This is a genomic window from Arthrobacter sp. I3 (genome assembly GCF_000520575.1).
GTDB lineage: Bacteria > Actinomycetota > Actinomycetes > Actinomycetales > Micrococcaceae > Arthrobacter > Arthrobacter humicola_A.
The window spans coordinates 1-2,383 of record NZ_KI914902.1; the positions used below are offsets into that span (position 1 = coordinate 1).

2 protein-coding genes and 1 pseudogene are annotated in these 2,383 nt (G+C 71.9%); all 3 read right to left on the reverse strand.

Features of this window, described 5'->3' with window-relative positions; genetic code table 11:
- The coding region (locus tag Y706_RS23250) for an HNH endonuclease family protein (RefSeq protein ID WP_043434392.1) at positions 1 to 1,004 on the reverse strand (1,004 nt) is incomplete at its 3' end.
- An 80-nt stretch (positions 1,005 to 1,084) separates the two neighbouring features.
- The gene (locus Y706_RS0102745; protein WP_028275365.1) at positions 1,085 to 2,215 is read right to left on the reverse strand and encodes an FAD-dependent oxidoreductase; all 1,131 of its coding nucleotides are present in this window, start codon (positions 2,213 to 2,215) and stop codon (positions 1,085 to 1,087) included.
- Positions 2,216 to 2,282: 67 nt separating this feature from the next.
- A pseudogene (locus tag Y706_RS29975) lies at positions 2,283 to 2,383 on the reverse strand (AEC family transporter); the annotation flags it as partial.

Sequence of the window (2,383 nt, forward strand, 5' to 3'; positions counted from 1 at the left end):
GCACCACGGTGTTCGTCAGATGGATCATGCCCAGCAGGAGCGCGCGCGGGTGCCGGCGCGGCTTGGGCTGGAGCGGCGGCCGGCTGGGTGGCGGGGGCCGGGGCGTCCGGGCAGTTCGACAGGACCCGGGCCATGGCGTCGTGCTCGGCCTGGGTCACCCAGAGCCCATAGCTGGATTTCACCGAAATCTGCCGGGCGACGTAGTTGCAGCGGTAGGACTTGTTCGGCGGCAGCCAGGTGGCGGCGTCGCCGTCGCTCTTGCTCTGATTGGCCGGGCCGTCCACCGCCAGCAGGTTCAGGGGATCGTTGGCGAAGGCCAGCCGCCGTGCCGGGCTCAGCTGCTGCGCGCCCTTCTGCCAGGCATCGCTGAGGGCCACGACGTGGTCGATCTGGACGGCGGTGCTGGTGGCATTGCCGCGCAGGAAGCGGATGGCGACGGCCGTGTAGGGGTCGGCCAGGACGCCGGAGAGCACCACGCAGTCCCGCGTCCCGGGCCGGAACGCGACGGAAGTGAGGTCGCGGCGGAGCACGTCATTGCGGGTATCGCAGCCGTTGTGATCAACGTCGGACCAGGCCGGGCCGAACTGGTCGCGGGAATAGCCCGTCTTGGGGGCGCGGCCCTTGACGGGCAGCGTGGCCAGCACCGCGAGGGCCTTGCCCGCCGAGGCCGGCTGCCGGGTCGCGGCGGCCGCAACATCGGCGCCGGCAACTTCGACACTGGGAACTTCGACACTGGGGGTGGCGTCCGGATCCAGCGGAGCGCTGTCCGTGCCGGCTGACGCAGTGGAGGGGGCAGCGGTGACGACGGGGAGGACGCCGGCTCCGGCGGCCGGGGGAACAGCACCCGGGCCGGAGCACGCTGACGTCGCCACCAGCAGCAGGCCCGCCGCCCCGCGCACGATCCAGTCGACCGCACCGATCCTCGGGCTGCGGGCACCCATTCCTTGGGCGCCGCTGGACTGGTTATCGCTGGACTGGATGCTGCCTGACCGCGTGCTGAGCAATTTTCCCCCACCTCATGCTGGCGCCCCGGGTTCCGCGGGCGCTTAAGACCGGCCCCAGCCTACCCGTTGCTCCGACGGAGTCAGTGGACCCCGGGGCGGGAGGCCGAGAAGATGGCCGGCGCTCCGCCGTCGCCGGTCGCGAGGTCGGCCAGGATCCTGCCCACGACCGGCGTGAACTTGAAGCCGTGCCCGGAGAAGCCGGCGCCGATGACAACCGGCCCGATCCGGTCCAGGACAAAGTCTTCATCCACGGTGGTCGTGTAGGTGCAGCTGATGTCGGTGAGGGAGTCGGCGTCGACCCCGGGCAGCCAGTCCCGGGCGTAGCGCTGCAGGGCCGCCCGCTGCTCGGGCTCCGGCGCGAAGCTCCGCCGGTCCGGGTCCACCACCGGGCCCACCCCGTGCCATCCGGCCTTGATCCCCTCGCCCGGTGTTTGCATGCCGTAAACCGGCGAACGCCAGTACGCGTACGCGTCGCCGTGGCCGGGCATGTGGTTGAACCCCGGCCACTGGGCGCCCTCATCGGTGATGGCGAAGTGTGCGGGCTGTTCCTGGGTGACCGTCAGCCGGGGCAGGGGCGCCACCCCGGCGAGCAGTTTCGTGGTCCAGCCGCCGGCGGTGACCACTGCCTGCCTCGCGGCGAGGACCTCGGTGCGGCCGCCGGCCTCGAGGGTGAGCCGGACGCCGTCGTCGAGGACTTGTAACTCGAGGACCTTCACATGATGGCGGATCTCGGCGCCGAGTCCGGCGGCGAGCCGCTGCAGCGCCGGCAGTGCGGCGTCGGGGTTCAACTGGCCGCCATCCGCCATGTGCAGCACGCGCGTATCGAAACGGATGCCCCGCCAACGCTCGGCGGCTTCCCCGGCGGAGAGGAACTCCGCCCGGAGCCCGGCCGCAAGCAGCGCGTTCCGGACCTCGGGCAACCGCGGATCGGGGCCGTGGTTTACGACGCCGGTGCGCGCAAGCAGGCGCTCGCCGGCGTCCGTTTCGAGCTCGCTCCACAGCCTGGCCGCCTCTGCCAGCATGGCGACGTAGTCCGGATCCGCGTAGCCGGGGTTGAAGTTCCGGGTTGTGCCGTGGGAGGCGCCGTTGCGGTGGCCGGGACCGAACTGCTCGAGCAGGGTCACCTCCCGGCCGCGCCGGGCCAGCGCCCACGCGGCTGCCGAGCCCATCGCGCCGCCGCCGATGACCACAGTGTCCTGGGTTGTTTTCAAGGGTCCTCCTCCGGGTTTGGTGCCGGTCCGCCGATCCCGTTCAGCCGGGCCCGGCTGCCCGGCGAGGTCAGGCCAGCAGCAGGGCCACGCCGATCATGGCGGGCACAGCTACCACCGTAGTGATCAGCACGGTGTCCCGGGCTACCGTTACGCCGGTGCGGTAACGGC